Annotated in this window: 24 protein-coding genes; 16 read left to right on the top strand and 8 right to left on the bottom strand. The window is 63.5% G+C overall.

The annotated features are described in order from the left end of the window. Positions 1–95: 95 nt before the first annotated feature. Positions 96–431, bottom strand: coding sequence for a hypothetical protein (locus CWO91_RS00380; protein WP_130211756.1), 336 nt, complete (start codon positions 429–431; stop codon positions 96–98). A 140-nt stretch (positions 432–571) separates the two neighbouring features. Beyond that, a complete protein-coding gene (locus CWO91_RS00375; protein WP_130211755.1) occupies positions 572–964 on the bottom strand; it encodes a calcium-binding protein in 393 nt (130 codons plus the stop codon). 332 nt (positions 965–1,296) lie between these two features. Here CWO91_RS00375 and CWO91_RS00370 point away from each other — a divergent pair, with 332 nt between their 5' ends. From CWO91_RS00370 to CWO91_RS00355, 4 genes are all read left to right on the top strand, one after another. Continuing rightward, positions 1,297–2,961: a methanol/ethanol family PQQ-dependent dehydrogenase gene (locus CWO91_RS00370; protein ID WP_130211754.1), complete on the top strand. Its 1,665-nt coding sequence runs from the start codon at positions 1,297–1,299 to the stop codon at positions 2,959–2,961. A gap of 11 nt (positions 2,962–2,972) precedes the next feature. Then, entirely contained in the window at positions 2,973–3,329 is a 357-nt protein-coding gene (locus CWO91_RS00365) for a c-type cytochrome (RefSeq protein WP_130211798.1), read from the top strand. Beyond that, positions 3,326–4,255: a substrate-binding periplasmic protein gene (locus tag CWO91_RS00360; RefSeq protein ID WP_130211753.1), complete on the top strand. Its 930-nt coding sequence runs from the start codon at positions 3,326–3,328 to the stop codon at positions 4,253–4,255. Before CWO91_RS00365 ends, CWO91_RS00360 begins: the two co-directional genes overlap by 4 nt. Before the next feature lie 369 nt (positions 4,256–4,624). Then, positions 4,625–5,614 (top strand): Bug family tripartite tricarboxylate transporter substrate binding protein, encoded by a 990-nt coding sequence (locus CWO91_RS00355; protein WP_130211752.1) that lies wholly within the window; start codon positions 4,625–4,627, stop codon positions 5,612–5,614. Positions 5,615–5,856: 242 nt separating this feature from the next. On the opposite strand, the gene CWO91_RS00350 is transcribed toward CWO91_RS00355, so the two are convergent. Continuing rightward, positions 5,857–6,825, bottom strand: coding sequence for a helix-turn-helix domain-containing protein (locus CWO91_RS00350; protein WP_091896399.1), 969 nt, complete (start codon positions 6,823–6,825; stop codon positions 5,857–5,859). A gap of 513 nt (positions 6,826–7,338) precedes the next feature. On the opposite strand from CWO91_RS00350, the gene xoxF5 reads away from it, so the two are divergent. From xoxF5 to CWO91_RS00315, 7 genes are all read left to right on the top strand, one after another. Further along, positions 7,339–9,144 carry a lanthanide-dependent methanol dehydrogenase XoxF5 gene (gene xoxF5 / locus CWO91_RS00345; RefSeq protein ID WP_091896396.1) on the top strand — a complete coding sequence of 602 codons (1,806 nt, stop codon included), beginning with the start codon at positions 7,339–7,341 and terminating at the stop codon, positions 9,142–9,144. Between the two features lie 112 nt (positions 9,145–9,256). Continuing rightward, positions 9,257–9,748, top strand: coding sequence for a c-type cytochrome, methanol metabolism-related (locus CWO91_RS00340; protein ID WP_130211797.1), 492 nt, complete (start codon positions 9,257–9,259; stop codon positions 9,746–9,748). A gap of 60 nt (positions 9,749–9,808) precedes the next feature. Next, the gene (locus CWO91_RS00335) at positions 9,809–10,918 is read left to right on the top strand and encodes an S-(hydroxymethyl)glutathione dehydrogenase/class III alcohol dehydrogenase (protein ID WP_130211751.1); all 1,110 of its coding nucleotides are present in this window, start codon (positions 9,809–9,811) and stop codon (positions 10,916–10,918) included. Positions 10,919–10,951: 33 nt separating this feature from the next. Next, positions 10,952–11,515 (top strand): S-(hydroxymethyl)glutathione synthase, encoded by a 564-nt coding sequence (gene gfa / locus CWO91_RS00330; RefSeq protein ID WP_130211750.1) that lies wholly within the window; start codon positions 10,952–10,954, stop codon positions 11,513–11,515. Positions 11,516–12,164: 649 nt separating this feature from the next. Then, positions 12,165–12,617, top strand: coding sequence for a (2Fe-2S)-binding protein (locus tag CWO91_RS00325; RefSeq protein WP_130211749.1), 453 nt, complete (start codon positions 12,165–12,167; stop codon positions 12,615–12,617). 1 nt (position 12,618) lies between these two features. After that, entirely contained in the window at positions 12,619–14,931 is a 2,313-nt protein-coding gene (locus tag CWO91_RS00320; RefSeq protein ID WP_130211748.1) for a xanthine dehydrogenase family protein molybdopterin-binding subunit, read from the top strand. A 54-nt stretch (positions 14,932–14,985) separates the two neighbouring features. Continuing rightward, the gene (locus CWO91_RS00315) at positions 14,986–15,243 is read left to right on the top strand and encodes a hypothetical protein (protein WP_130211747.1); all 258 of its coding nucleotides are present in this window, start codon (positions 14,986–14,988) and stop codon (positions 15,241–15,243) included. A gap of 350 nt (positions 15,244–15,593) precedes the next feature. Here CWO91_RS00315 and CWO91_RS00310 read toward each other — a convergent pair whose 3' ends face one another. The 4 genes from CWO91_RS00310 to CWO91_RS00295 all read right to left on the bottom strand — a co-directional run bounded on the left by CWO91_RS00310 (position 15,594) and on the right by CWO91_RS00295 (position 19,806). Next, complete coding sequence (locus CWO91_RS00310) at positions 15,594–17,321, bottom strand: methanol/ethanol family PQQ-dependent dehydrogenase (RefSeq protein WP_130211746.1); 1,728 nt, start codon at positions 17,319–17,321, stop codon at positions 15,594–15,596. A gap of 113 nt (positions 17,322–17,434) precedes the next feature. After that, positions 17,435–18,088 carry a ubiquinol-cytochrome c reductase iron-sulfur subunit gene (locus CWO91_RS00305; RefSeq protein WP_130211745.1) on the bottom strand — a complete coding sequence of 218 codons (654 nt, stop codon included), beginning with the start codon at positions 18,086–18,088 and terminating at the stop codon, positions 17,435–17,437. A 264-nt stretch (positions 18,089–18,352) separates the two neighbouring features. Continuing rightward, complete coding sequence (locus tag CWO91_RS00300; protein WP_130211744.1) at positions 18,353–18,817, bottom strand: group III truncated hemoglobin; 465 nt, start codon at positions 18,815–18,817, stop codon at positions 18,353–18,355. 137 nt (positions 18,818–18,954) lie between these two features. Beyond that, complete coding sequence (locus CWO91_RS00295; RefSeq protein WP_130211743.1) at positions 18,955–19,806, bottom strand: 3-hydroxybutyryl-CoA dehydrogenase; 852 nt, start codon at positions 19,804–19,806, stop codon at positions 18,955–18,957. 238 nt (positions 19,807–20,044) lie between these two features. On the opposite strand from CWO91_RS00295, the gene CWO91_RS00290 reads away from it, so the two are divergent. The 5 genes from CWO91_RS00290 (at position 20,045) to CWO91_RS00270 (ending at position 22,871) form a co-directional block, all read left to right on the top strand. After that, positions 20,045–20,389 carry an ArsR/SmtB family transcription factor gene (locus CWO91_RS00290; RefSeq protein WP_130211742.1) on the top strand — a complete coding sequence of 115 codons (345 nt, stop codon included), beginning with the start codon at positions 20,045–20,047 and terminating at the stop codon, positions 20,387–20,389. Between the two features lie 11 nt (positions 20,390–20,400). Then, positions 20,401–20,880, top strand: coding sequence for an ArsI/CadI family heavy metal resistance metalloenzyme (locus CWO91_RS00285; RefSeq protein WP_130211741.1), 480 nt, complete (start codon positions 20,401–20,403; stop codon positions 20,878–20,880). A gap of 16 nt (positions 20,881–20,896) precedes the next feature. Then, the gene (arsC, locus tag CWO91_RS00280; protein ID WP_130211740.1) at positions 20,897–21,307 is read left to right on the top strand and encodes an arsenate reductase (glutaredoxin); all 411 of its coding nucleotides are present in this window, start codon (positions 20,897–20,899) and stop codon (positions 21,305–21,307) included. Continuing rightward, positions 21,307–22,011: an MIP/aquaporin family protein gene (locus tag CWO91_RS00275; RefSeq protein WP_130211739.1), complete on the top strand. Its 705-nt coding sequence runs from the start codon at positions 21,307–21,309 to the stop codon at positions 22,009–22,011. The genes arsC and CWO91_RS00275 overlap by 1 nt, the downstream gene beginning before the upstream one ends. 161 nt (positions 22,012–22,172) lie before the next feature. Next, positions 22,173–22,871 (top strand): ABC transporter permease, encoded by a 699-nt coding sequence (locus tag CWO91_RS00270; protein ID WP_130211738.1) that lies wholly within the window; start codon positions 22,173–22,175, stop codon positions 22,869–22,871. Here the strand turns inward: CWO91_RS00270 and CWO91_RS00265 are convergent. After that, the gene (locus CWO91_RS00265; RefSeq protein ID WP_130211737.1) at positions 22,845–23,654 is read right to left on the bottom strand and encodes an extracellular solute-binding protein; all 810 of its coding nucleotides are present in this window, start codon (positions 23,652–23,654) and stop codon (positions 22,845–22,847) included. The genes CWO91_RS00270 and CWO91_RS00265 overlap by 27 nt on opposite strands. Between the last annotated feature and the right edge of the window lie 74 nt (positions 23,655–23,728).

Below are 23,728 nucleotides of genomic sequence, written 5' to 3'. Positions count from 1 at the left end.
GCAAAGCCAGTTCCCTCTTGGTCAAGCACAGACCTGGAGGACATCACCTTGCGCGACACACCGTGCCTCGAATCGGCACGACCAGCGCCGCGTCGTCAGCAGTCCTTGTCGGCCATTGCCGGATTCGGCTTGGCACCTTCGGCCTGCTGAGCCGCCGTCGGTTCACTCTGCATCTGCCGCTGCGCATCCTCGGATGAAGCCGGCGTTTCGCCACTCGCACGATTCATCGTGCTGGTCGGCGGATGCTGACTGGTGTCGCTCGGCGAACTCGATGAATGGGATTGCGCCGAGCCCACCGTGACCGGGCCAGACCCGGCATCCTTGTCACTGGCTGCACTGCCGGTTTTGCAGGGGCCCGCGACGGCGACACCGGCGCTCAACGTCAGGATCGCGCAGGCAGCAAGAACGGATCGTTTGGTGTTCATCTGCATGATCTCCTCTCCTCCCGCCGCGCAGCCCCACAACGCCAGGCAGGCCATTTCGGGGAGAACAGGCCCGGCAGCCCGATGTTCCGAGTGTCGGAGCGGAATTAATCGCAATGCCGCGCCACGTCCGTTCCGGGCGTACGCGCTCAGCGCAGCAGCCGCAGCAGCGCGCGGCCGGCCCGCGCGTTCAGCTCTTTTGCATCGAGCGTGCCGTCCTTGTCCGGATTGGCCGCGTTGAAGCGCTGCTCCACCACGGACAGGTATTCGTCGAGCGTAAGCGTCCCGTCACGATCGGGATCGGCGGCGGCGAGCTCTTTCGCCGACAACCGCCCGCGCAACTCGCGTGCATCGAGCGTGCCGTCGTGATCGGGGTCGAGCTTGGCGAACAATGCGCTGGCCGCCTTCTTCACCTCGGCGAGATCGAGCGTGCCGTCATTGTCGGTATCGAACATCTTGACCGCGTTGCCGGATGCCGCGAGGGCCGGACCGGACAGCAACGCGATCGTGAGCGCAAACGCAATTGAGCGACGTGACCTCATCGAAACCTCCTGAGAACTCGGTTCGAGCGGATCGAACCGACATAAGTCCATAAGCGAGCCCCGGTTCAAGTCGGAAACTACAACCAGCGCGCGCTACAACTTACGAAACCTGGCCACGCCAGCCTAGCCGCTTCCGTCCGGGCCGCTTCGCGTCACGGAATTCTCCAGCGTCTGCGCACAAGTGAGAGCGGGTTGTCAGGTTTCCGTCAGGTGACTGGGCTCCGGCGTTCAACATGTTGGCGTCGCATTCGCGACTTTCGTATTGACGCGTTTTGCATTCGGGCGGAGTGTTGTTCCGCAGCGTCAAAAGACGCGCATATTGGGAGGAACGGATGAAACGCTTTGCGATGGCCGCGAGCCTCGTCATGCTTGCATCGACTTGTGCAAGCGCACAGACCACCGAGCAACTGGTCAAGGGCGCGACCGATACATCGAACGTTCTCAATTACGGGATGGGCTACAATCTCCAGCGTTTCTCGACGCTGAACCAGATCAACAAGGACACCGTCAAGAACCTCGTCCCGGTCTGGAACTACTCTTTCAACGACGATCGCAGCGAGGAATCGCAGCCGCTGGTGTACCAGGGCGTGATCTACGTGACCTCGCACAATGCGACCATGGCGGTGGATGCCAAGACCGGCAAGCAGATCTGGAAAACCAAGGTCGAGTATCCCGCCGAGACGCCGCGCATCGTCTGCTGCGGCATCATCAATCGCGGCGCCGCGCTCTACGACGGCAAGGTATACCGCACCACGCTGGACGCCAACGTGATCGCGCTGGACGCCAAGACCGGCAAGGAGCTTTGGCGGCAGAAGGCCGCCGACATCAAGGAAGGCTATTCGATGACGGTGGCCCCGCTGGTCGCCGACGGCGTCGTCATCACCGGCATCTCCGGCGCCGAGTTCGGCACGCGCGGCTTCATCGACGGCTGGGATCCGGCGACCGGCAAGCATCTCTGGCGCACCCATTCGATCCCCTCGCCGGACGAGCCCGGCGGCGACACCTGGAAGGGCGACACCTGGAAGCTCGGCGGCGGCTCGACCTGGATCACCGGGTCCTACGATCCCGAGCTGAACACGGTCTACTGGGGCATCGGCAATCCCGGCCCGTTCAACTCGGCGGTGCGGCCCGGCGACAATCTCTACACATGCTCCGTGCTGGCGATGGATCCCAAGACCGGCAAGATCAAGTGGCACTACCAGTTCTCGCCGAACAATCCGTTCGATTATGACAGCGTGGCCGAGATGGTGCTCGCCGACATGAACGTCGAGGGCAAGCCGACCAAGGTGCTGATGGACGCCAACCGCAACGGCTTCTTCTACGTGCTCGACCGTACCAACGGCAAGCTGCTCGCGGCCAACCCGTACGTGAAGGTCAACTGGGCGACCGGCATCGACATGAAGACCGGACGTCCGATCGAGACCGACGTTTCGAAGGACGCGCGCGAAGGCAAGAAGGTGACCGTCTATCCGTCGATCCTCGGCGGCAAGAACTGGGAGCCGATGTCGTTCAATCCGCAGACCGGACTGGCCTATGCCAACACGCTCGCCTTCGGCGGCAGGTACAAGACCGAGCCCGTCACCTTCAAGCAGGGTGAATGGTATCTCGGCATGGACCTGACCGACCTCTGGGAGTACGGAGACGGCCCGCGCGGCCATCTCAAGGCGATCGATCCCCTGACCGGCAAGGCGAAGTGGGAGGCTCCCGTCGACATCCCGCGCTTCTCCGGCGTGCTATCGACCGCAGGCGACGTCGTGTTCACGGGCGCGCTGACCGGCGAGTTCGAGGCCTTCGATGCCGAAAGCGGCAAGAAGCTCTGGCAGTTCCAGACCGGCTCCGGCATCGAGGGACAGCCGGTCACCTGGCAGCAGGACGGCGTGCAATATGTCGCAGTGACGAGCGGCTATGGCGGCGTCTACTCGCTGTTCTCCGGCGACGAGCGGCTGGCCAAGGTGCCGCCCGGCGGCTCGCTGTGGGTCTTTGCAGTCAAGCAGTGACCACAGGTACGATGCTGAAAGAGATATCTCACAAGGCGGCGGCGATCTTCGCCGCCGTCGCGGTGCTGACGGTCGCGTTCGCGGCGACCGTTCGTGCCGCCGATGACGCCACCGGTGGTCCCGTGCAGGCGCAGATCGACCACGGCAAATCGACCTATGCCGAAAAGTGCTCGCACTGCCACGGCCCCAACCTGATGAACTCCGGCACCATCACGCCGGACCTGCGCGCGATCCCTGACGACAAGACGCGCTTCGTCACCACGGTGAAGAACGGCAAGAACAACAAGATGCCGCCCTGGGGCGACATCCTCAGCGACGACCAGATCGGAGATCTCTGGGCCTTTATCTCCAGCCGGAGACGGCCATGAGGCGTTGGCTCGCCGCATGGAGCGTTGCCGCGATCCTCGCGGCGGCGCCTACGGTTGCACGCGCAGCGGATGATCCGCTGAGGATCTGCCTCGATGAAGGCCGGCCGCCGCTCTCGGTGCATCAAAAGGGCAAGCCGGATGCGGGCTTCGACATGCTGCTGGCGCAGGCGGTCGCCGAGCGCCTGCGACGGCCGGTGACGATCCAGTGGTTCGAGAGCAAGCTCGATGAGGATTCCAGCCCACAGCTCGAGGCCAATGCGCTGCTCTCGGACGGGCGCTGCGCGTTGGTCGGCGGCTACGCGCTGACGCAGGATTCGCTCGTCAAGCCCGGCATGAAAACGGCGCGCCTGCCGGATTTCGCCGGCGCCACGCGCGAGGACCGGCGCCGCCGCGTCGCGCTCGGCGTGCTCGCGCCGAGCCAGCCCTACGTCTATTCGCCGATGACGGTGGTGCTCGGGCCGAAGGCGAAGGGCCGCAAGATCGGCGACATCGGCGATCTCGCCGGCCTTCGCCTCGTCATCGAAAGCGGCTCGCTCGGCGATGCCATCCTGATGACCTTCGACAAGGGCCGCCTGATCGACAACATCACTCATCTCGTGCCCGGCCGCGACGACCTCCTCGGCGCGCTCCAGCGCGGCGACCATGACGCGACGTTGGTCGATCTTGCGCGCTTCGACGCCCATCGCGCCGCGCACCCCGATACGGCGATCACCGCGTCCGGCTACTATTATCCGATCGGCGCCAATCGCGGCTATGTCGGGCTTGCCAGCGATCCCGCGCTGATCGAGGCCGTCAACACGGCGCTGACGGAGCTTGCCGCGGAGGGAAAGATCGCCGAATTCGGTAGGCAGGCCGGCCTCACCTATCTGCCGCCGCGCGAGCCTGCGATCCTCGGCGATGTCTGGATGAAGATCATTCAGCGGTGAGTGTTCGTCGCGAAGAGCGATGGCACGCGGGCCTATCCATCAACTCCGCTGTCATTCCCCGCGAAGGCGGGGAATCCAGTACGCCGCGGCCCATCGATTGAACCACGACCGCCACGCAGTATCGTCACCTTTGCTGCTCTCTTCCTCGCAAGCCCCATCAAGCCGCTATTCGTAATGCTGACGGCACTTGCCGGCTTCCTTGCGGTGGCGGCGACGCGCTATGGCGAACATTTCTGCACGCTCGGCAATTGGGTGTTCATCCCGAGCCGAACAGGACAGCCTTCCTCCAATGCGCCAATCTGTCTCGCCTGTCGGCCATGGCAGCGACGGCTTGATGCAGTACCCTCGGAGCAAATCGGGGAGAGAACCATGTCCGCAAAGCTCGATCGCCGCCACTTCGTCGCAGCCGGCGCCAGCGCCCTCGCGATGCCTTTCGTCTCGCGCGGCGCCTCGGCGCAAGCTGCGTGGCCGTCGCGGCAGATCCGCATGATTTGCAGTTATCCCGCCGGCGGACAGACCGACCTGCTGGCGCGCGCCTATGGCGAATTCATCGCCAAGCAGGTCGGCAAGACCGTCGTCATCGAGAACAAGCCCGGAGCCTCGGGCGCAATCGGCACCGCAGAGGTCGCCCGCGCCGAGCCCGATGGCCACACCGTGCTATGCTCGATCTCGACCACCTACATCATGAACCGGGTGGTGATGAAGAATCCGGGCTACGACATGGACAGGGACCTGACCCTCGCCAGCGTCATTCCCGGCGCTGGCCTCTTGCTGGTCGCGAACCCCAAGACCGGCGTCAAGACGCTGGAGGATTTCGTCGCCTTCGCGCGCAAGAGTGGCAGGGTGAATTTCGGCACCTACAGCGCCGGATCGGCCCCGCACATGACGATCAACGAGCTCAACAAGCAATACGGTCTTTCCATCGAGCCCGTCCACTATCGCGGCGAAGCCCCGATGTGGACCGGAATGCTGGAAGGCACGCTCGATGCCGCGATGGGCAGCTATACGGCGGCGCAATCAGTCCTGCAAAGCGACCGCGGCACCGTGTTCGCGGTGCATTCGAAGAAGGTCGACGCGATTTCGACCGTGAAGACGCTCCCCGAACAGGGCGCGACGTCGAAATTCTTCACCGTGAGCGGCTTCACCGGCTGGGCGGTGCCGAAGGCGACGCCGCAGCCGGTCGTCGACCGGTTAGCCGAGCTTTGCGTCGCGGCCAACAACGATCCGAAGGTGAAGGAGGTTCTCGCGACCTTCGTGCTCGAACCGGCTCTGGGGTTCAAGGAAACCAATGCGCTGTATCAGCGCGAATTGCCGGTCTGGATCGAGAGCGCGAAGTCGCTCGGCCTCGAGCCGGCTTGAACCGGGAGAAGGCGCGGTCGCGCTTGCTTGCCGCTCTCTTGGCCAGCCTTTCCTATATCGCCATGTCGGCGTGACAGACGTCGCAGCCGACGCTACGCGGCCGGCACAACATTGTCGGCGACCGGCCGCAGCGCGACGAGCCCAAAGCGCGATTGGATTAGGACGAGTCGTCGTCGCACTTGAGGTTGTTGTTTGAGCATGATCTTTTCGGATAACCGCTGCACACTTTTCCGGATCATGCTCTAATGCTCGTTCGAGCTCGCGGTGCCCTGCTGCGCCTTGTGGATCGAGGACGGCACCACGCCAAAATATTTCCGGAACACGCGGCTGAAATGCGATGAGCTGGAGAAGCCCCAGGAGAACGCGACGTCGGTGATGGTCTTGCCGGCGTGGGCCTCGAGCTCCTGGCGGCAGTTCTGCAGGCGCGCCTGCCAGATGTAGTCGCTCACCGTCGTGCCGCGCTCCGAGAACAGCATGTGCAGATAGCGCTTGGAGCAGCCGAGCTCGGTCGAGATCTGATCGATGCACAGATCCGGATCGCGCAGATGCTCGCGGATGAAGAACTGCGCACGCACATACATCGCTTCCGGTCCGACACGGTCGAACATCGTGTCGGCCTCGCGCAGCGGCAGCAGCAAGAGGTCGATCAGCGAATCGGCAACGCCGACCGCGCTGTTCGCCGACAGCTTCGCCGCCTCGTCGAAGGTGGCGTGGACGAAATCATGGGCAATCCGCCCCGTCCCGGTCTTCGCCGACAATTTGCACGCCGGCATCCGCTGCGAGGGAAAGCCGCGGTCGCGCAGCAGCGCCTTCGGCACGATCACCACGTCGTGGCGGGTGAAGGCGGGGCTGATGATCGAATGCGGGCAGGAGACGTCATAGGCGATGATGTCGCCAGGGTTGAGTTCGATGTGGCGGCCCTCTTGTTCGAAATAGGACACGCCGTAGGTCTGGAAGTGAATCTTGATGTAGGGATGTTCGTTGGCCTTGGCGCGCGCCATTGTGTGCGCGATGCGGTGCTGGCTCACCTCGATCTGGCAGAGCTTCAGGCGCGAGACGGTGGTGTAGTCGATGCGACCTTCGAGCGAGGAGGCCTCCAGCGGATCGACGTCGAAATAGCCGCACAGGCTCGTCAGCCCATCGATCCAGCTCTGGATCTGCCGCTTCGGCGTCAGCCCGGTCGTCGAGAGCGTGTGAATTGTGTCGGACATTGATCCAGCCACTGGTTTGATCCGGAGATTCGACGCGAATCGCGACCAGCGCTGCTGGAGCCCTCAGCCGTGATTGCGTGACGTTTACCTCAAACTTAGGCGATCTTTTGGAACTTGCGCCTCCGTTCCACTGCCACCTTTGAAACTTAATCCTCCGCCTTAGTTGCAGCGCCGTCAAGGGGAACATAGGCGCGGGCCGCCGCGCAAGCCGGCGCGGAAACTGCTGAATTCGCTACTGCAAAATCAAAATCTTCGCGCCCGTGCGCTGTCGAGCAAACCGGCTTCTCTCTTGGGCAAGTTTCCCATTGACGAAGTCGTTAGGGATTGCGGCAGGAACAACAAGAACGGGCCGCCCCTGCACACGGACCCGTGGCTCTCATCAGGAGGAGGAAACAGCACAGCATCGTTTCTGGTCTCGATCGTGACCGCCCTGCACGAGCAGACGCCGGACGAGAAGCCCGGTGATTTAAGCAATGCTTCGGAAACAATAAACGACCAACGGAGGAATTAACTATGCGCAAGGTGCTACTGGCGACCTATCTTGGCTCCGCGGCGGCTCTCGCCGTCGGCAGCGCCTCAGCCAATGACGAGCTGATCAAGATGTCGCAGAACCCGAAAGACTGGGTGATGCCGGCGGGCGATTACGCCAATACCCGCTATTCCAAGCTGAACCAGATCAATGCACAGAACGTCGGCAAGCTCCAGGTCGCCTGGACCTTCTCGACCGGCGTGCTGCGTGGTCACGAAGGCGGCCCGCTGATCATCGGCAACGTGATGTACGTCCACACGCCGTTCCCGAACAAGGTCTACGCTCTTGACCTTTCCAACGAGAACAAGATCATCTGGAAGTACGAGCCGAAGCAGGATCCGAACGTCATCCCGGTGATGTGCTGCGACACGGTCAACCGCGGCCTGTCTTACGGCGACGGCAAGATCATCCTGCATCAGGCCGACACCAACCTCGTCGCGCTCGACGCCAAGACCGGCCAAGTGGCCTGGTCGGCAACCAACGGCAATCCTGCGAAGGGCGAGACCGGTACGTCGGCCGCGCTGGTCGTCAAGGACAAGGTCCTGGTCGGCATCTCCGGTGGTGAATTCGGCGTCCAGTGCCACGTCACCGCTTACGATCTCAAGAGCGGCAAGCAGGTCTGGCGCGCCTATTCCGAAGGTCCGGATGACCAGATCAAGCTTGATCCGGCCAAGACGACGTCGCTCGGCAAGCCGGTCGGAGCTGACTCCAGCCTGAAGACCTGGCAGGGCGATCAGTGGAAGATCGGCGGCGGCTGCACCTGGGGCTGGATCTCCTACGATCCCGCTTTGAACATGGTCTATTACGGGTCGGGCAACCCCTCGACCTGGAATCCGAAGCAGCGTCCCGGTGACAACAAATGGTCGATGACCATTTTCGCGCGCGACGCGGACACCGGCATGGCCAAGTGGGTCTACCAGATGACGCCCCATGACGAGTGGGACTATGACGGCGTCAACGAGATGATCCTCACGGATCAGCAGATCAATGGGCAGCCTCGCAAGCTCCTGACCCATTTTGACCGCAACGGTCTCGCCTACACCCTGGACCGTGAGAACGGCGAACTGCTGGTCGCCGAAAAGTACGATCCGAAGGTGAACTGGACCTCCGGCGTCGACATGAACAAGAGCTCGCCGACCTACGGCCGTCCGAAGGTGCTCGACGCAGCTTCGACCGACAAGGCGGGCGAGGACGTCAACGTGAAGGGCATCTGCCCGGCCGCGCTCGGCACCAAGGACGAGCAGCCGGCAGCCTACTCGCCGGACACGCAGCTGTTCTACGTTCCGACCAATCACGTCTGCATGGACTACGAACCGTTCAAGGTGAGCTACACCGCGGGCCAGCCCTATGTGGGTGCGACGCTCTCGATGTATCCGCCGCAGGGTGAAAGCCACATGGGCAATTTCATCGCCTGGGACGGCAAGACCGGCAAGATCGTCTGGTCGAACAAGGAGCAGTTCTCGGTCTGGTCGGGTGCGCTCGCAACCGCTGGCGGCGTGGTGTTCTACGGCACGCTCGAAGGCTACCTGAAGGCAGTCGATGCCAAGTCCGGCAAGGAGCTCTACAAGTTCAAGACTCCCTCCGGCATCATCGGCAACGTCACCACCTATGAGAACAATGGCAAGCAGTACGTTGCCGTCCTCTCCGGCGTGGGTGGCTGGGCCGGCATCGGTCTGGCAGCAGGTCTGACCGATCCGACCGCCGGTCTCGGCGCCGTCGGTGGCTACGCGGCCCTCAGCAACTACACGGCGCTCGGCGGCACGCTGACCGTGTTCTCGCTGCCGAACTAGGCCCCGCTCAGCATCGCTCCGGCGCGTGGATCAACTCCACGCGCCGGCTCGTCTCCACCGAACGCCTTCGAGGAAAAATCTCTTGCGTAAAATCTGCTCTGTCATTGCTGTGATGATCTTCGTTGCGTCCGGAGGAGTTGCGGTCGCGGACGGTCCGGGAGACCCGACCGCGGTGAAGAAGGAAGACGACGGGAAGTGGCTCGATAAGGAAGGAAACCCGACCTACAAGATTTCGGCCGACGGCACCGTGGACTGGTTCACCTATTCCGGATACCGCCGCTATCACTCAGACTGCCATGTGTGCCATGGCCCCGACGGCATGGGATCCACCTACGCACCGGCGCTGAAGGATTCCGTCAAGTCGATGAGCTATGGCGACTTTATCGGCGTGATCGCCTCCGGTCGCAAGAACATCTCGACGGCGCAGGAGAACGTCATGCCGGCCTTCGGCGACAACCCGAACGTCGCCTGCTACATGGACGATCTCTACGTCTATCTGCGCGCCCGCGCCACCGACGCGTGGGGCCGGCAGCGTCCCTCCAAGAAGGAGGAGAAGACAGAAGCCTACACCAAGGCGGAAGACGCCTGCATGGGCAAGAAATGAACGTTGCCAGGATCGCCGCGACGACGTCCTGGCGTCCTACGAAGATTTGAGGAGTTTACGATGAAGACACGTGCAGCCGTTGCTTTCGAAGCCAAGAAGCCGCTCGAGATCGTCGAGGTCGACCTGGAAGGACCGAAGGCCGGCGAAGTCCTGGTCGAGATCAAGGCCACGGGCATCTGCCATACCGACGCCTATACGCTCGACGGCTTCGACAGCGAAGGAATCTTCCCGTCGATCCTGGGCCATGAGGGCGCCGGCATCATCCGCGAGATCGGTCCCGGCGTGACCTCGGTGAAACCGGGTGACCACGTCATCCCGCTCTACACGCCGGAATGCCGGCAGTGCAAAAGCTGCCTCAGCCAGAAGACTAACCTCTGCACCGCGATCCGCGCGACGCAGGGCAAGGGCGTGATGCCCGACGGCACCAGCCGCTTCTCCTACAAGGGCAAGCCGATCTACCATTACATGGGTTGCTCGACCTTCTCGAACTTCACCGTGCTGCCGGAGATCGCTGTCGCCAAGATCCGCGAGGACGCGCCGTTCGACAAGAGCTGCTACATCGGCTGCGGCGTGACCACCGGCGTCGGCGCCGTCGTCAACACTGCGAAGGTCGAGCCGGGCTCCAACGTCGTCGTGTTCGGCCTCGGCGGTATCGGCCTCAACGTGATCCAGGGCGCCAAGATGGCCGGCGCCGACAAGATCGTCGGTGTCGACATCAACGATTCCAAGGAAGATTGGGGCCGCCGCTTCGGCATGACCCACTTCGTCAACCCGAAGAAGGTCACCGGCGACGTCGTCCAACACCTCGTCGGCCTCACCGACGGTGGCGCCGACTACACCTTCGACTGCACCGGCAACACCACGGTGATGCGCCAGGCACTGGAAGCCTGCCATCGCGGCTGGGGCACCTCGATCATCATCGGCGTCGCCGAAGCCGGCAAGGAGATCGCCACGCGGCCGTTCCAGCTCGTTACGGGACGCAATTGGCGCGGCACGGCGTTCGGCGGCGCGCGCGGCCGCACCGACGTGCCGAAGATCGTCGACTGGTACATGAACGGAAAGATCCAGATCGATCCGATGATCACCCACACGCTCAAGCTCGAAGAAATCAACAGGGGTTTTGACCTCATGCACGAGGGCAAATCCATCCGTTCCGTCGTCGTGTTCTAGCTTACAGCCATCACACCCCAGGAGGATCGACCCATGACTGTTGCACTCCATCCCTCGATCGATAGCGGCATCAAACAAGGCAGCGGCAACTTCGCCGGTGGCACGCTGGTCTGCAAATGCACGGACCATCCGGTGAAGGTCGGCATCAAGGGCGACGTCGCGCACAACCACGCCTGCGGCTGCACCAAGTGCTGGAAGCCGCCGGGCGCGACCTTCTCGGTCGTCGCCGTGGTGCCGCGCCAGAACGTCACCGTGCTCGAGAACGGCGACAAGCTCCAGATCGTCGATCCCTCCGCGGTGATCCAGCGCTATGCCTGCAAGGCCTGCGGCACGCACATGTACGGCCGCATCGAGAACAAGGGCCATCCGTTCTATGGGCTCGACTTCATCCATCCTGAGCTGTTCCAGGAGCAGGGCTCGCAGGCGCCGCAATTCGCCGCCTTCGTCTCCTCGGTGATCGAATCGGGCGTGAAGCCGGAGCAGATGGCGGGCATCCGTGCGCGGCTGAAGGAGATCGGGCTGGAACCCTATGACTGCCTGTCGCCGGCGCTGATGGACGCGATCGCGACCCACGTGGCGAAAGCCAAAGCCGCCTAAGAAGGCTGCCCGAGCGGGGCCGCCGAGCCCTCTCAAGTCCTATCGGTTCGCTGGTGCCTATCACCGCCAGCGAACCGGATCGGTCCCCATCCGGGACCATCGCGGCGATGCCGCGCTTCTGCACCACGCGTATGTGAGGGCCATCAGCTCCTCAGTCCTGGTCTCTGAATGACTGCGCAGGGCCGCCGGCTTCCTGCTTGAAGTTCGCGGTGCTGCGTTCTCCCTCCCTCGACTGAGGCATCCTGCTTCGTCCGTGCAGTCTTCCTCGCGGACGAAGCTTTTTTGGTTGCGCCCGTTTCGCAAGCAGCGCGGCACGAAGCCGCGCCCTGCTTTTGACAAACCATCGATGCAATCTTTTTCCGATGAGAACACTCGGCTGTGAACGCCGGGCCGGCGCGATCTCTGCTACGTTCGCGCCGTCACGATGCCGCACGAAATGCAATCAAATAAGAACAACAATCAAATAAGAACAAAACGGGAGGTATCGAGCACATCCGGACATTGCGATTCGTATTCCTGCCGCCCGCCGGGACCTGCCCGCGCGGGATAGCGCGGCCGGGATATGCGGCGGCACGACGCAACCGGCATTGCACCCCGGCGGCGTCGTTAGTTTTGAATTGAACAGGCTTATGAAGAGCGAGGGACGATCATGATCAAGGTGAAGATCAACGGCCAGGAACAGAGCTGGGACGGCGACCCGGATCTCCCGCTACTCTGGTTCCTGCGTGACGAGGCCGGACTGACCGGCACCAAATACGGCTGCGGCCAGGCCCTGTGCGGCGCCTGCACCGTCATCGTCGACAAGCAGGCCGTCCGCGCTTGCATCACGTCGGTGAACGACGTTGCCGGACGCGAGGTCACGACGATCGAGGGACTGCACCCCACCGGCGATCACCCGGTGCAGAAGGCTTGGCGCGAGCTCAACGTGCCCCAATGTGGCTTCTGCCAGGCCGGCCAGATCATGCAGGGCGCAGCACTCTTGATGGACAACCCAAAGCCCTCGCACGACCAGATCCGCGAGGCGATGTCCGGCAACATCTGCCGCTGCGGCTGCTACCAGCGCATCGAGAACGCCGTCCATCTCGCATCGACGGGAGTGTGATATGAACTTCATCGACAATCCCCGCAAGCTTCGCGGCTTCGAAAAGCATGTCAGGGTCGAGAAAGTCTCGCGCCGGAGCATCCTGAAGGGGCTCGGCGTCACCGGCGGCTTCGTGCTTGCCGCGCCCGTGATGTCGCGCCAGGCATTCGCCTATGAAACCGGTGCCGGAAAGATGCCGCATGGCGTCGTGGTCGATCCGCGCGTGTTCGTTTCGGTCGCGCCGGACGGCATCGTCACCATCGTCGGGCACCGTTCGGAAATGGGCACCGGTGTGCGCACCAGCCTGCCGCTGATCGTGGCCGAGGAGATGGAAGCCGATTGGTCCAGGGTCAAGGTGCAGCAGGCCCATGGCGACGAGGTCAAGTTCGGCAACCAGGACACCGACGGCTCACGCAGCACGCGGCATTATTTGATCCCGATGCGCCAGATCGGCGCCTCGGCCCGCACCATGCTGGAGCAGGCCGCGGCGAAGCGCTGGGGCGTGCCGGCGACCGAGGTCAAGGCCGTCAATCACGAGGTCGTCCACAACGCCAGCGGCCGCAAGCTCGGCTTCGGCGAGCTCGCTGCCGACGCGGCCAAGGAATCGGTGCCGAGCATCGAAGGCCTCAAGCTGAAGGACCCCAAGGACTTCCGCTATCTCGCCAAGGGCCAGATCGGCATCGTCGATCTCCACGACATCACCACCGGCAAGGCGCGCTATGGCGCCGACGTGCGGCTGCCCGGCATGAAATATGCCGTGATCGCCCGCCCGCCGGTGACCGGCGGCAAGCTGGTCTCGTTCGATCCGGACGCGGCGCTGAAGATCAACGGCGTCGAGAAGGTGATGCAGGTGCGCGGCTGGCCATGGCCGTCGAAATTCCAGCCGCTCGGTGGCGTCGCCGTGATCGCGCGCAACACCGGTGCGGCGATCAAGGGCCGCGACGCGCTTAAGCTCGTGTGGGACGACGGCCCCAACGGCAAATACGACTCCGTCGCCTACCGCAAGGAGCTTGAGGAGGCCTCGCGCAAGCCCGGCCTCGTCCTGCGCCAGGAGGGCGATGCGGACGCCGCCTTGAAGAGCGCCGACAAGGTCATCGTCGGCGAGTACTACATCCCCCATCTCGCCCATGTCAGCATGGAGCCGCCGGTGGCTGTCGCCGACGTTAAGGGCGACAAGGCGGAGATTTGGGCGCCGGTGCAGAGCCCCGGCGGCACCCGCGAGGATGTCGCCAAGACGCTCGGCATTCCCGAGGGCAACGTCACCGTCAACGTCACACTGCTCGGCGGCGGTTTCGGCCGCAAATCGAAATGCGACTTTGCGCTCGAAGCCGCGCTGCTCTCCAAGGAGCTCGGCGCGCCGGTCAAGGTCCAGTGGACGCGCGAGGACGACATTCACAACGGCTTCCTGCACACCGTCTCGGTCGAACGGATCGAGGCGGGTCTCGACAAGAGCGGCAAGGTGATCGCCTGGCGCCACCGCAGCGTGGCGCCCAGCATCGCCTCGACGTTTGCCGCCGGCACCGTGCACCAGGCGCCGTTCGAGATCGGCATGGGTCTCGTCGACATGCCGTTCGAGATCGCCAACATCTCCTGCGAAAATCCGGAGGCGGCCGCGCATACCCGCATCGGCTGGTTCCGCTCGGTCTCGAACATCCCGCGTGCCTTCGCGGTGCAGTCGATGGTCGGCGAGATCGCGCAGGCGACCGGCCGCGACCAGAAGGAAACCCTGCTCGCGCTGATCGGCAGCCCGCGGATCGTCAAGCCCGCGGTGAAGGATCTCTGGAACTACGGCGAGCCCCAGGACAGCTACCCGATCGACACCGCGCGCCTGCGCAAGGTGGTCGAGCTGGTCGCCGAAAAGGGCGAATGGGGCCGTCAGGTCCCGAAGGGCCACGGCCTCGGCATCGCCGTGCACCGCAGCTTCGTCAGCTACATCGCGACCATCGTCGAGGTCGCGGTCGACGACAAGGGCAAGCTGACCGTGCCAAGGGTCGATACGGCGATCGATTGCGGCACCTATGTCAACCCCGAGCGCATCGCCTCGCAGATCGAGGGCGCCGCGATCATGGGGCTGAGCCTCGCCAAATACGGCGAGATCACCTTCAAGGACGGCAAGGTGCAGCAGAAGAATTTTGACGACTTCCAGGTCGTCAGGATCGACGAATCTCCTGTGGTGACCAACGTCTACATCGTGCCGCCCGGACCTGACGCGCCGCCGAGCGGCGTCGGCGAGCCCGGCGTTCCGCCGTTCGCGCCGGCGCTGATTAATGCGATCTTCGCCGCGACGGGAAAACGCATCCGCTCGCTTCCGATCGGCAAGCAATTGGAAGCGTGAACCGGAACACAAGCGGCCTCGGGCCGTTTCCATCGATCTGACAGGAGCGGATCGATGACCAACATCTCAAAGGCGCTCGCAGTCTCGCTGTCGGGCGCCTTTCTTTTGACGACCGCCGGCGCGTTCGCCCAGAGCAACACCGCCCCGCCGACCACGGCGACGCGCCCAACCGCGCCGGACCAGAACTCCCTGCCGAACGCAAACGCCCCGCCCGCCTCGACCAGCCAGACCACCGGGAAGCGCAACCCTGATCCGAAGGTTCGGGATATGAACCAGAAGGAAAAGGACAAGGTCGAGCGCCAGGGCAAGTAAATTATCTGACGGCTGCGCATGGATGTGCCCTCTCCCCTTGCGGGAGAGGGCAGCGACGCTGGCAGATGCGATCTTGCTTGGGTGAGGGGTCTGTCTCCGCGAGTCAATCTCGCGATGAGTGCGCGCGTGGATAGAACCCCTCATCCGGCGCCATAGCCGAAGCTTCGCTTCGGCGTTCTCGAGAACGGCGGCCGAAGGCCGCCTATGCCACCTTCTCCCACAAGGGGAGAAGGGAAGAGATTCTCAGCGCGCACGCGATTCCATCACACACGCAAAAATGCGGCGGACGTCGCCGTCCGCCGCATTCGCCACCCCCCGGCTGCTCCGCCTCTTTCGATCCGCCTGCGGAGCTATTTCTTCAGCGCGAACACCCAGATGACGCCGCCCTGCGGGACGTTGGCTTCGATGCCGATGTTGTTGGTCGCAAGTGCATCCTGGATGCGCTGTGCGTCCACACCCCATCCCGACTGGATTGCGATGTACTGCGTGCCATCGATCTCATAGGACACCGGCATGCCCATGATGCCGGAGTTGGTCTTCTGCTCCCACAACAATTCGCCGGTCTTGGCGTTGAAGGCGCGGAAGTTGCGGTCGTTGGTGCCGCCGACGAAGACGAGATCGCCTGCGGTCGCCGTCACCGATCCGAACAGCTGCGACTTCGGGAAGTTGTGCTGCCAGACCTTCTTGCCCGTCGCGGGATCCCAGGCCTGCAGCTCGCCGAAATGATCCGCGCCGGGCTTCGCCTTGAGGCCGATATCTTCCGGCTTGGTGCCGAGCCAGAGTTCGCCAGCCTTCAGCGCGACTTTCTCGCCGGTGAATCCGCCGCAGAAATTCTCGTTGGCGGGCACATAGACGAGGCCGGTTCTCTGGCTGTAGGCCGCCGACGGCCAATCCTTGCCGCCCCAGAGTGAGGGGCAGAACTCCACGCGCTTGCCGATCACCGGTTTGTGCGCGGGATCGACGATCGGCTTGCCGCTCTCCGGTTCGATGCCCTTCCAGACGTCCGTGGAGACGAACGGCCAGCCGGCGACATAGTTAATCTTGGTCGGCGTGCGCTCGAGCACCCAGAAGATGGCGTCGCGTCCCGGATGGACCAGGCTCTTGATGTTGCGGCCGTCGCGCTGCAGGTCGATCAGCATCGGCGCATCGACCTCATCCCAGTCCCAGGAATCGTTCTGGTGGTACTGATGATGGGTCTTGATCTTGCCGTTGTTGGGATCGAGCGCGAGCACCGAGGAGGTGTAGAGATTGTCGCCGGGATGGGTTTCGCCGGGCCATGGCGCGGCGTTGCCGACACCCCAGTAGATCGTCTTGGTCTCCTTGTCGTAATTGCCGGTCATCCAGGCCGAGCCGCCGCCATTCTTCCAGTCCTCTCCCTGCCAGGTGTCGTGACCTGGCTCACCTTCGCCGGGGATGGTGAAGGTCCGCCACAGCTCCTTGCCGTCCTTGGCATCGTAGGCGGCGACATAGCCGCGCACGCCGAATTCGCCGCCGGAGCCGCCGACGATGACCTTGCCGTCGACGATCAGCGGCATCAGGGTCATGTACTGGCCCTTCTTGTAGTCCTGCACCTTGGTGTCCCACACCACCTTGCCGGTCTTGGCGTCGAGCGCGACGACGTGGTCGTCGGTGGTGGCGAGATAGAGCTTGTCCTCCCACAGGCCGACGCCGCGGCTGGTCGGATGCAGCTGGAACAGATCGTCGGGGAGCTGCCGCTTGTAGCGCCAGTATTCGTCGCCGGTCTTCGCGTTCAGCGCGATCACCTGCCCCATCGGGGTCGCCACGAACATCACACCGTTGTTGACGATCGGCGGCGCCTCGTGGCCTTCGACGACGCCCGTAGCGAAGGTCCAAGCCGGCGTGAGGTTTTTCACGTTCGAGGCGTTGATCTGGTCGAGCGGACTGTAGCCGTGCCCGTCATAGGTGCGCCGATAGAGCATCCAGTTGCCGGGTTCCGGATTTTCCAGCCGTTGCGTGGTGACCGGAGAATAATTCTCGATCGGGCCTGATATGGCGGCGGTCGAGGCAAGACACGTGAAGGCGACGAAGCCGGACAGTAACCATGGCTTCCTGGTCATGGACGTTCCCCTTTTCATCCGTTTGAATTCTTGTTGTGAATTCTTGTCGTTCGTCCCGTCCGCCCATCGGCGGATGCGGCCTCTCGTGACGCAGGCACGGCCCGCACCGTCCGTCATCCTGGCTGCGCGCCACCTACCTTTCCGATGAAATTGCCGGCGACGCTGAGCGAACCGTCAGCGAGCGCCAGCGGCAGCGCCGCAAGCCGTCGCGGCGCCGGCCCGAACACGACCTGCGCGCCCGCGCGGGGATCGTATTCGGAGTTGTGGCACATGCACTTGAACACTTCCTTGTCGCCGACATCGCTCTTCACCCAGGCGGTGACGGGACAGCCCGCGTGCGAGCAGATCGCCGAATAGGCGATGATGCCGTCGACGGCACGCGTACGGGTCTTCTCGTCGAGCTCGGCGGGATCGAGCTTGATGATCAGGATCTCGTTGAGACGCGAGGCGCTGCGCACCACCGACGTGTTGGGATCCTTCGGCCAGGCATGAACCGGCGGTCCGCCGGCCGGCACATCAGCCGCAGTGATGAGTTTCCCCTCCTTGTCGCCTTCGGAGAAGACGAGCACATCACCCTTTTGTGGCCGTTCGTCGGAGCCGGGCGGATCTTCACCCGCGCGCGCCGGTGGCGAACAGCCGAGGCAAGCGGTGCTCGCAAGCGCGCCGAGCAGCAGCGTTCGCCGCGTCCGCTCGATGCCCGCGTCGACTTCGGGTTCCGTGGAATTGTCGGAGGATGCAGAATTGGGAGTGAACGATGAGCGCGACATGCACACTAGCAGGCGCTGGAACTCTGCCGAAAAAAAGGCGAAGAGTTGGCGCCGCAGTGCATCAATATGGCTTTGCTCGCTTTGATTGAGCGAGAATGAACGTATTCAAGCGCGTTTTCGCAATTTCAACGTCACGCCGCGCGATTGGCATGATGATTTTGCAGATCAGGCCGATGCTGTTGGAATTGGTGCACCGCGATCTCAGTCGCGCAACGCAAAAGCGAAGCAAGGGAGCTGCGTATTTTGCAGGCAGGCCGATCGTCGTCAGGACCGGAGCACGTGACGCGGAGACGCGATACGGCCTGCGACTGTCGCCGACGCCATTTCGAAACTGTCGGCGATGCGCCGTGCCTTGTCGATGAAGAGCGCGGCTGCCGCCGGCGGGCAGACCTCGCGCGCAGTCTGTTCGAACAGGTCGAGCCAGCGATCGAAATGATCGCCAACCAGGCTCAGCGGCAAATGCGCCCGCATCGGCGAGCCATGATAGCGGCCGCTCATCAGGACGACCGACGACCAGAAATCCCTGAGCTTGGCGAGATGCTCATCCCAGTTCTGGACGATCCCAAAGACCGGACCGAGCCGTGCGTCCTCGCGCACGCGTCCGTAGAAGCGGGTGACGAGCTCCCCGATCATCTCCTCGGTGATCCCGGTGCGCTCGATCGCATCCTGGGTCAGCAGATTCCGCCGCGCAGCCGCCGCCTCGCGCTCGGCCTTCAGTCGATCCGACATGTCCTTCGTTATCCGTTCCGATGTTCCCGCGAGCCGCCCATTCGACATTGTCGAGCCAATTGCGCGCGGCGTCTTTGTCGCAGCGCAAATTGCGGGATCTGGCGGCGGACGCTGAGTGCCCGCCGCCGTTGCCTTCATCAGGCGCTATAGATGTAGAAGCCCTGCCCGGTCTTGCGACCGAGATGGCCAGCGTCGACCATTTCCTTGAGCAAAGGGGCTGGGCGGTATTTGGGGTCGTTGAAGCCTTTGTAAAAGACCTCCATCACCGAAAGCATGGTGTCGAGGCCGACGAGATCGGCCAGCGCAAGCGGCCCGATCGGATGGTTGCAGCCGAGCTTCATGCCGGCGTCGATCTCTTCCGCCGTCGCGATGCCTTCCTGGAGCGCGAAGATCGCTTCGTTGATCATCGGACAGAGGATGCGGTTGACCGCGAAGCCCGGGCTGTTCTTGGCCGTGATCGCCACCTTGCCGACGCGCTTGGCGAAATCCAGCGCCTTGGCGTGGGTGTCGTTGGAGGTCTGCAGGCCGCGGATGAGCTCGAGCAGCGCCATCACCGGAACGGGGTTGAAGAAGTGCATGCCGATGAACCGGTCGGGACGATCGGTTGCCGCGGCGAGCTTGGTGATCGAGATCGAGGAGGTGTTGGTCGCGACCAGCGTGCGCGGCGACAGCGTCGCGCAGAGATCCTTCAGGATCTTGACCTTGAGCTCCTCGTTCTCGGTCGCCGCCTCGATGACGAGGTCGCAATCCGATAGCTTCGACCGGTCGGTGGTGCCGGTGATGCGCTTGAGCGTCGCCTCGCGATCGGCAGCCGACATCTTCTCCTTCTTGACCAGCCGCTCGAGACTGCCGCCGACGGTCGAAAGTCCGCGGTTCACCGCAGCATCGGAAATGTCGACCATCACGACCGAAAGCCCGGCCGCCGCGCAGACCTGCGCGATGCCGTTCCCCATGGTCCCTGCCCCGATGATGCCAACGGTTTGGATCATTGCGTCACATCCTTCATTCTTGGGGGGCCAGGACGGCCCAGCCCTGTTGTTCCTGCACCAGGGTCTAGCACCCCCATCGGGCGGGTGCGACCTGATCGTGCCCCTTCCATAAAGCATCCGAGGCGGGAATAAAGCGCCAAGCGCTGAACGGACGGCGACCGACCATCAAATCGAGATTGGGGTAGACCCAGCACAATCCCGATTGACAGCCGCTCATTATTTCCATAATCGCTGAAATATGGAAACGAACGATGCCGTCGCGGCGCTCGCCGCGCTTGCACAGGACAATCGTCTTGACGTCTTCCGCCTGCTGGTGCAGGCCGGCCCCGACGGCATGACCGCCGGCGCGATTGCCGAAACGCTGGATCTCGCCCCCAACACGCTGACCTTCCATTTCGACCGGCTGCGGACGGCCGGACTCGTGACCGTCCGGCGCGAGGGACGCTCGATGATTTATGCGGCGCGGTTCGAGACCATGAACGCGCTCGTCGGTTTCCTGACCGAGAACTGCTGCGGCGGCGTGTCGTGCGCTCCGGCCACGCCTTCGAAACCCGCGCGAAAGCGCGGCAAAGTGCCAGCCTGAAAGGACCGACCATGAAGCGCCTGCACGTTCACGTGTCCGTCAAGGATCTCTCCCATTCGATCGGGTTCTACTCGGCCTTGTTCGCCAGCGAGCCCTCGGTCGTGAAATCCGACTATGCCAAATGGATGCTGGAAGACCCCCGCGTGAATTTTGCGATCTCGACGCGTGGCCGCGCGGCTGGCCTTGACCATCTCGGCATCCAGGTCGAGACCGGCGAGGAACTCCAGGAAGTCTATGCGCGGCTGCGCCAGGCCGGCGGCAACGTGGTCGAGCAAGGGCAGACCACCTGCTGCTATGCCAAGTCGGAAAAATCCTGGATTGATGATCCAGCCGGCATCGCCTGGGAAACCTTCTACACCACGGGCGAGAGCACCGATTACGGTGACGGCAGCGGTGAGAACCGGGCGCGGGTCGCTCACGAGAAGCAGGAGCAGCAATCGGCCTGCTGCGCGCCGCAGGCAGCGCCCAGCGTGTCGCAGGCGTGCTGCTGAGCACGAGGACTCCACCATGGATGCGATCATCTATCACAATCCCGATTGCGGCACCTCGCGCAACACACTGGCGATGATCCGGAACGCCGGCATCGAGCCGCACGTAATCGAATATCTGAAGACGCCGCCATCGCGGGCGCTGTTGCAGCAGCTCATCGCGCGCATGGGGATTTCGGTGCGCGAGGCCGTTCGCGAGAAGGCGGCGCCCTATGCGGAGCTTGGGCTCGACAACGCGGCGCTGACCGACGATCAGCTGCTCGACGCCATGATGGCGCATCCAATCCTGATCAACAGGCCGATCGTGGTGACGCCGAACGGCGTCAGGCTCTGCCGCCCCTCCGAACGCGTGCTCGATCTGCTGCCGGCGCAACAGGGCGAATTCGTCAAGGAAGACGGCGAGCGCGTCAGGCTGGATCGCGGCGCCTGATGCCGGGCCTGGGACAGCGTGCCTTCGCCGAATCGCTTGGGACGGCGTTCCTGCTCGCCGCCGTCGTCGGCTCGGGGATCATGGCGCAAAAGCTCGCCGGCGGAAACGTCGCGCTGGCACTGCTGTGCAACACGATTGCCACGGGCGCAATCCTCGTCGTGCTGATCCTGATGCTTGCTCCGATCTCGGGAGCGCATTTCAATCCAGCGGTGACGCTGGCTCTGGCTTGGCGTGGCGAAATGTCATGGACGGACGCCGCGATCTATCTTATCGCTCAGGTCGTCGGTGGCATCGCCGGGGTTGAGATCGCACACCTGATGTTCGAGCTTCCAGTCCTCCAGCGCTCGCTCACGGAACGCGCCGGCACCGGACAATGGTTGGCCGAGGCCGTGGCGACCTTCGGCCTGCTGTCGACGATCCTTGGCGTCCGGCATCGGACACCCGCCGCCGTTCCTTATGCCGTCGGCCTTTATATTACTTCGGCTTACTGGTTCACGTCATCCACGTCGTTCGCCAATCCTGCGGTCACCATCGCTCGCGCGCTGTCTGATACGTTCGCGGGTATTGCCCCGCGAGACGTGCCAGGCTTCATCGCCGCTCAATTCGTCGGGGCAGTTCTTGCCGTTGTGCTGGCGCGCTGGCTTTGGAGCCGAGCCTCTGTAAAGCCGAACGCCGCCCAGACCGCGTCGGGAAAGCCTGCATAACGCGGCGCTTGACGGTTATTTTCCGCTAAATCGCCTGTCCAAATCGTCTCGTCCGAGTATTCTGTCGATGTCAAAAAGACTCGCAGAGACCAACCCGTGATGCGATTGCGCGACATCGACGATCCCGAGGCATCCTGCCCGACGCGGAAGCGCCCGGCCGGATGAACGATTTCGCACGATCCACCGGTGCCGCCTTCACGCTGATCGGCGAAGCCGACGCCGAGCTGCTCGGCATCGTCGCCTTGTCGGTGCGCGTCAGCTTGACCGCGAGCATCGTCGCGCTGCTGATCGGTGCACCATTCGGCGCCCTGCTTGCGATCACGCGCTTCCGCGGACGTCAGGTCATCATCATCCTGACCAATGCCTTGCTCGGCCTTCCGCCGGTCGTGGTCGGGCTCGCGCTCTACCTCCTGCTGTCGCGGTCCGGCCCGCTCGGGGCGGGAGGATTATTGTTCACACCGACCGCCATGGTGATCGCACAGACGCTGCTCGCGACGCCGATCGTGGTGGCACTGGTGCACCGTCCGGCCAGCCTGCTGTGGGCGGAGTATGGCGATCTGGCACGGATCGACGGACTGTCGACCCTGCGTAGCATGGCACTGCTGTTTGCACTCGGCCGGACCTCGCTGCTGACGGCTTTTCTCGCGGCTTTCGGCCGCGCCATCGCGGAAGTCGGCGCCATCATCATCGTTGGCGGCAACATCCGCGGCTTCACGCGCACGATGACGACCGCGATCGCGCTGGAGACCAGCAAGGGCGACCTGCCGCTGGCGTTGGGGCTCGGGCTGATCCTGCTCGCGCTCAGCGTCGCGGTGTCGACCATCGCATTCTTGCTAGTGGGACGCGTTGGGGAAAAATAGCTGCTCGCCGCCGACCTTGTAGCCTGCGATCGCATCCTGCCCCTTCGATGAGATGAGCCAGTCGATGAAGGCCTGCCCGTCCTTCGCCTTGACGTTCGGATGCTTTGCCGGATTCACCAACATGACGCCATACTGGTTGAACAGTCGCTTGTCGCCCTCGGTCAGGATGGCAAGTTCGCCCCTGTTCTTGAACGAGAGCCAGGTGCCGCGGTCCGACAGAAGATAGGCATTCGACGACGAGGCCATGTTGAGCGCCGGTCCCATGCCCTGGCCGATCTCCCGATACCAGCCGTCCTTGCCCGCTGCGATATCGACACCCGCTTCCTTCCACAATCGCAGCTCGGCCGCATGGGTGCCGGATTTGTCGCCGCGCGAGATGAACGGCGCTTTCGCAGCCGCAATCTTGCGCAGCGCATCAGTGACTTCCTTGCCGCCGGCGATCTTCGCCGGATCGCTCTTGGGACCGACGATGACGAAGTCGTTGTACATGACGTCGAAGCGCTTCACGCCCTGGCCTTCGGCCATGAACTTGTCCTCGGCAGCCCTGTCATGGACGAACACCACGTCGGCATCGCCCCGCCGCCCGATGTCGAGAGCCTGGCCGGTGCCGACGGCAACGACCTTCACCTCGATGCCCTCGGTCTTCGAGAACAGCGGCAGCAGATAGCCGAACAGCCCCGACTGTTCCGTCGACGTCGTCGAGGCCACGGTGATGGTGCGATCCTGCGCGAACGCGATGGTGGACCAGAGCAGAACCGCTCCGATGGCGACAATCTTCCTCATGCGTCGTCCCTCAAAACAATGACGGTCCTGAATAGCCGCTGGCGATGAGGACGGGAACCCCGACGTTAGGCCGC

This window comes from Bradyrhizobium genosp. SA-3 (assembly GCF_004212635.1).
In the GTDB taxonomy this organism is placed as follows: Bacteria; Pseudomonadota; Alphaproteobacteria; order Rhizobiales; family Xanthobacteraceae; genus Bradyrhizobium.
The sequence above is the reverse complement of the archived record's forward strand: the minus strand, read 5'-3'. Positions and strand labels throughout refer to the sequence as shown.

Excerpts from the sequence above, each read along its gene's own strand:
- CWO91_RS00270 (WP_130211738.1), top strand. The coding sequence starts at position 22,173 with ATGAACGATTTCGCACGATCCACCGGTGCCGCCTTCACGCTGATCGGC.
- CWO91_RS00365 (WP_130211798.1), top strand. The coding sequence starts at position 2,973 with ATGCTGAAAGAGATATCTCACAAGGCGGCGGCGATCTTCGCCGCCGTC.
- CWO91_RS00360 (WP_130211753.1), top strand. The coding sequence starts at position 3,326 with ATGAGGCGTTGGCTCGCCGCATGGAGCGTTGCCGCGATCCTCGCGGCG.
- CWO91_RS00325 (WP_130211749.1), top strand. The coding sequence starts at position 12,165 with ATGATCAAGGTGAAGATCAACGGCCAGGAACAGAGCTGGGACGGCGAC.
- CWO91_RS00295 (WP_130211743.1), bottom strand. The coding sequence starts at position 19,806 with ATGATCCAAACCGTTGGCATCATCGGGGCAGGGACCATGGGGAACGGC.
- CWO91_RS00315 (WP_130211747.1), top strand. The coding sequence starts at position 14,986 with ATGACCAACATCTCAAAGGCGCTCGCAGTCTCGCTGTCGGGCGCCTTT.
- CWO91_RS00335 (WP_130211751.1), top strand. The coding sequence starts at position 9,809 with ATGAAGACACGTGCAGCCGTTGCTTTCGAAGCCAAGAAGCCGCTCGAG.
- gfa (WP_130211750.1), top strand. The coding sequence starts at position 10,952 with ATGACTGTTGCACTCCATCCCTCGATCGATAGCGGCATCAAACAAGGC.
- CWO91_RS00340 (WP_130211797.1), top strand. The coding sequence starts at position 9,257 with ATGATCTTCGTTGCGTCCGGAGGAGTTGCGGTCGCGGACGGTCCGGGA.
- CWO91_RS00300 (WP_130211744.1), bottom strand. The coding sequence starts at position 18,817 with ATGTCGGATCGACTGAAGGCCGAGCGCGAGGCGGCGGCTGCGCGGCGG.
- CWO91_RS00310 (WP_130211746.1), bottom strand. The coding sequence starts at position 17,321 with ATGACCAGGAAGCCATGGTTACTGTCCGGCTTCGTCGCCTTCACGTGT.
- CWO91_RS00275 (WP_130211739.1), top strand. The coding sequence starts at position 21,307 with ATGCCGGGCCTGGGACAGCGTGCCTTCGCCGAATCGCTTGGGACGGCG.
- xoxF5 (WP_091896396.1), top strand. The coding sequence starts at position 7,339 with ATGCGCAAGGTGCTACTGGCGACCTATCTTGGCTCCGCGGCGGCTCTC.
- CWO91_RS00320 (WP_130211748.1), top strand. The coding sequence starts at position 12,619 with ATGAACTTCATCGACAATCCCCGCAAGCTTCGCGGCTTCGAAAAGCAT.
- CWO91_RS00375 (WP_130211755.1), bottom strand. The coding sequence starts at position 964 with ATGAGGTCACGTCGCTCAATTGCGTTTGCGCTCACGATCGCGTTGCTG.
- CWO91_RS00305 (WP_130211745.1), bottom strand. The coding sequence starts at position 18,088 with ATGTCGCGCTCATCGTTCACTCCCAATTCTGCATCCTCCGACAATTCC.
- CWO91_RS00265 (WP_130211737.1), bottom strand. The coding sequence starts at position 23,654 with ATGAGGAAGATTGTCGCCATCGGAGCGGTTCTGCTCTGGTCCACCATC.
- CWO91_RS00370 (WP_130211754.1), top strand. The coding sequence starts at position 1,297 with ATGAAACGCTTTGCGATGGCCGCGAGCCTCGTCATGCTTGCATCGACT.
- CWO91_RS00350 (WP_091896399.1), bottom strand. The coding sequence starts at position 6,825 with ATGTCCGACACAATTCACACGCTCTCGACGACCGGGCTGACGCCGAAG.
- arsC (WP_130211740.1), top strand. The coding sequence starts at position 20,897 with ATGGATGCGATCATCTATCACAATCCCGATTGCGGCACCTCGCGCAAC.
- CWO91_RS00355 (WP_130211752.1), top strand. The coding sequence starts at position 4,625 with ATGTCCGCAAAGCTCGATCGCCGCCACTTCGTCGCAGCCGGCGCCAGC.
- CWO91_RS00285 (WP_130211741.1), top strand. The coding sequence starts at position 20,401 with ATGAAGCGCCTGCACGTTCACGTGTCCGTCAAGGATCTCTCCCATTCG.
- CWO91_RS00290 (WP_130211742.1), top strand. The coding sequence starts at position 20,045 with ATGGAAACGAACGATGCCGTCGCGGCGCTCGCCGCGCTTGCACAGGAC.
- CWO91_RS00380 (WP_130211756.1), bottom strand. The coding sequence starts at position 431 with ATGCAGATGAACACCAAACGATCCGTTCTTGCTGCCTGCGCGATCCTG.